Origin of the sequence: Winogradskyella sp. (assembly GCF_025210595.1) — a bacterium.
Classification (GTDB): Bacteria; Bacteroidota; Bacteroidia; order Flavobacteriales; family Flavobacteriaceae; genus Winogradskyella.
Window position 1 is genome coordinate 1 of sequence record NZ_JAOARH010000106.1, and the last position, 4003, is coordinate 4003.

5 protein-coding genes are annotated in these 4003 nt (G+C 32.7%); 2 read left to right on the forward strand and 3 right to left on the reverse strand.

The window, feature by feature from the left end:
- Positions 1-510, forward strand: a 510-nt coding sequence (locus N4A42_RS11385; protein ID WP_294074072.1) for a GNAT family protein, incomplete at its 5' end; no start/stop codon positions are given.
- Between the two features lie 109 nt (positions 511-619).
- Complete coding sequence (locus tag N4A42_RS11390; RefSeq protein WP_294074074.1) at positions 620-1687, forward strand: Cj0069 family protein; 1068 nt, start codon at positions 620-622, stop codon at positions 1685-1687.
- Between the two features lie 180 nt (positions 1688-1867).
- On the opposite strand, the gene N4A42_RS11395 is transcribed toward N4A42_RS11390, so the two are convergent.
- The 3 genes from N4A42_RS11395 to N4A42_RS11405 all read right to left on the reverse strand — a co-directional run bounded on the left by N4A42_RS11395 (position 1868) and on the right by N4A42_RS11405 (position 3885).
- Positions 1868-2047, reverse strand: a complete 180-nt coding sequence (locus N4A42_RS11395; RefSeq protein WP_294074076.1) for a hypothetical protein — start codon at positions 2045-2047, stop codon at positions 1868-1870.
- 133 nt (positions 2048-2180) lie between these two features.
- A complete protein-coding gene (locus tag N4A42_RS11400) occupies positions 2181-3392 on the reverse strand; it encodes a radical SAM protein (RefSeq protein WP_294074078.1) in 1212 nt (403 codons plus the stop codon).
- A gap of 31 nt (positions 3393-3423) precedes the next feature.
- On the reverse strand, positions 3424-3885 hold the full coding sequence (locus tag N4A42_RS11405; protein WP_294074080.1) for a hypothetical protein: 462 nt from the start codon (positions 3883-3885) through the stop codon (positions 3424-3426).
- Positions 3886-4003 lie beyond the last annotated feature (118 nt).

Here is a 4003-nt window from a genome sequence, read left to right on the forward strand (position 1 = left end):
AAAAAACTTGGCAATATAGCACAAGAAAAAGACCTCATCTTTTATTCACCTTCTGATATTTCTACACCCGAAAAATTAAGAGATTACGTACTACTGGCTGTTGATGGCTATTACCATAAAACTATCATTCCTTTTATTATATACGACAAAGAAAAGGAAGCTTATGCTGGCTCTACTCGTTTTGGATTAATTAACTGGAAAAACAAACTATTACATATTGGTTGGACCTGGATAGGTCATGATTTTCAAGGCACAAGGTTAAATGTAAATATAAAATTTTTAATGCTTCAATATGCTTTTGAAACCTTAGAATTTGAAAAAGTAGAATTCAGGATTGACGAGCGCAATAAAAAATCTAGACGTGCTGTAGAAAAACTAGGTGCAACTCTAGAAGGTATCTTACGCAAAGATACATTAATGAACGATGGTTTTAGACGAAGCACCTGTTGTTATAGCATATTAAAAGCGGAATGGCTAGACATCAAAAAAAGTCTAAAAACTGCGCTTTAAATAACTTTACTAATTAGACGTTTTTTATCCTATTTTAATGACTTTTGTCATGTTATAGACAAGCAACAAATATTAATTTTAATCTGTTGAATAATAATTAATCTAATAAATGAAAAAACACGTAGTAATTTTTGAAGCACGAGGTGGCTCCGACAAAGGTAAATATGGCTTTAGAAAAGATTCTAAACCTATAATAGACTCGTTAAAAGATAGAGGTTGGTCTGCCGAAATAATCTTTTATAAAGACGAAGATCGCGGAGAAATATATAGACATACAATCGAAAAAGCTGATGCATATATTAGCCGAGTGAATCCAGGAAATCTGGTAAGTGAAACCGGATATTTTCAGATGTTACGCGAATTAGTAAACAATGGAGTTGAAGGTTTACCTCATCCTGATGCTATGATTGCCTATGGTGCAAAAAACTCTGTAGAAAAACTAAAAGGGTCTGATATTGTACCTGATGATGTTTATACCTACTATGATTTTGACACACTTAAAGAAGCATTCCCTAAAAGTTTAAAAAACGGAGTACGAGTAATTAAGCAAAATAGAGGCTCTACAGGAGAAGGTATTTGGAGAGTTGAAGTGCTTAATGCAGATAAGTATAAAAGTAAAATTCCTTTAGATGCAAAACTAAAATTAACAGAGGCTAGAGACAACCATACTGAAGAAAAAACGCTTCAAGAATTTTTAGAATACTGCATTAAATACCTAGAAGGAGATAATGGTATGTTACTAGATATGCCTTTCTTAGAACGTATAAAAGAAGGTGAAATACGTGTACTAATGTTAAGAGAAAAAGTAGTTAATATTGTGCATAAAAAACCCGCAGAAGGTAAAGATGCTTTTTCTGCAACATTATTTTCTGGCGCAAAATACAGATACGATAAACCAGATCAATGGCCAGAACTAGTTAATGCTGTTGAAAAGTCACTACCAACAATTCAAAAACGACTAGGAAATTATGACCTACCTTTAATATGGACTGCTGATTTTATCCTTGACACAGATAAAAAAACTGGAAAAGACAAGTATGTTCTTGGAGAGATTAATGCTTCTTGTGTTGGATTTACCACTTTCTTAGAATTGAGTGAAAATATTGCTGACGAGGTATTAGAATTATTAGATGCTGAAGAAGCAGTTAACCGAAGATGGGCTGCATTTAGCAAATAAAAAAACATTTAACTTAAAATAAAAAGAGGTTGCTTTGGCAACCTCTTTTTTATGGTATTAACAACTGTGATTTTAGGGAAATCATTAGTCATATAACCACATCAAATTCTATTTTTATGGATATAAAATAAGGTTTATATCTCGATAGCAATGACTGAAAATATTCAATCTTATTTATAATCAACCTAAACCAACTATTGTTGTTGATATTGCTACAACAAACCAAATTACTGTAACCAACCAATACGCATTAGGTTCGTACTGTCTGTAAATAGGACGATGTGTCCAGGTAACACCATAATACAAATCGTATAATACCCAAAGTATTAAACCTATTCCTATATAAAACCAGATACTCATAATTTCTTTTTTTTGTTGTTATTAGTGTCATTCCGAATGAAGAACGATTAGAAACCTTTAGCTTTACTGAACCTAAAGGTTTCTCGTCGCTCATTTTCGTGCTCTCGAAATGACATCGTTTTCGTAGCTCGTGTTAGCTAAACATATATTTTAATTTATCCTTAAAACTGGCATTTTTATACCAAAACCACATTAAGCCTTCCTCTAGGTCTTTAGGAAACATCATCTTCGGTTCAAAAACGGCATTGCTTCCTTCATATTTAGACCAATCCTTGGTAAGAATCCTTCCTTCTTCATCTAACTTCTTAAACGTTCCTGAACCAGGAAAAGGAATGACCAAATGTGGATATACAGTATCAATTTCAATATCTTTTACAAAATCTAAAGTCTCTTGAAAGATGTTTTCGTTATGTGCATCAAAACCAAATAAAAAGTCGCCAATCACTTCAATACCGTAGCTCTTTATGATTTTGACATACTCTTTAATCTTATCAGGCTTTACAAAAGCTTTTCCTTGATCTTTTAGTGCTTTTGCATCTGGAGTTTCAATACCAAATAATAAACTCTTTACACCAGCTTTTTGCGCTGCTGCCAATAGACGTTCGTCTCTAGCAATCATAATGGTAGTTTCTCCAAAGAAATTCATATTTAAAGGCGCTAAAGCTTCAAATAATTCTATAGCATATTCTTTGTTTTGCGTAAGATTATCTGAGTGTAATTCTACCCATTCAATTCCCCATTCTTTTAAAGCTTTAACCTCTGCTACAATATTTTCTATTGGACGTAATTCAAACTTATTAAAGAATTTATGTACTAGGCAAAATTCGCATTTAAAAGGGCAACCTCTGGTAACGACTACAGACCAAGTGTAATTGTATTTTGCAGGATCAATAATATCCAAAGGATAGGGTTTTAATTTTGCAAGATCCAAAGGTGTGGTACGTTGATACTTTTCTTTTAAAGTGCCGTTTTGAAAGTCATTTAATAAATCCTCCCAGATGTCTTCTGCTTCGCCTAGAAGCAAGGTATCTGCATATTGCGCAGCTTCGTCTTGCATAAAGAAGGTGTGTAAACCTCCTAATACAATGGTTTTACCTTGTTCGTGAAACTTTTGTGCAATTTCATAAGCACGATAAGCGTCTGGTGTAGACATAAAAATAGCTACTAAATCGGCATCTGAACTAAAATCAGTTTTCATACCAATGGTTTCGTCACACATCTCTATATCTACATGACTAGGTGTTGTTGCAGCTACAGAAAATATATTCTGAGGTGGTCCACCTGTATTGGCTTTATATTTTGAAAATTCGCTACCAGCAGAGGCTTTTATTAAATAGACTTTCATGATCTTTCGGTTTTAAATTGATAAATTCACATTAAGCTTTGACCCAAGGCAAGCTATAAGAGAGTTTAAAATCTCTTGCAGTTTCTATGAAGTGGTCAATTTGACTAAATCTTAAAAACTTTTTAGCAGGTAAAACTTTCATGATTTTTTTGAAATACTTTTTTTGTAAACGATCCATTTGATTGTCATACTTTACAAGTTTACTCATAAAGGTTTTAGCTTGCTCGTTATTGAGTTTGGTATAATCCTTTAAAAATAGGTTAACTTCTTTATTGAAGATTTCATCACGCTTGTTGAGGTATTCGTTAAGAATAGGCCAAAACGCATCGGATTCTTGTTTTGTGAAGTTCATGTTGAATCTCACAAAATCTTTGTATTCAGCATCTGCTAATTCTATAGCATATCTCACTTCTTCTTGTGTGTTTTGAGCAAGAACTGATTGTGAAAGCATTAATGAAAGAATGCATACTAAGGTTAATTTTAAAGTTTTCATGTTAATTTATTATTTAGGTTATAAAATGTTTTCTTCAACTGTTATTGTTTCGATGGTACCATCAGGATTTGTATAAATGGCTTGGTTATCACAATTACCATCTCCATAATCTAAAAAT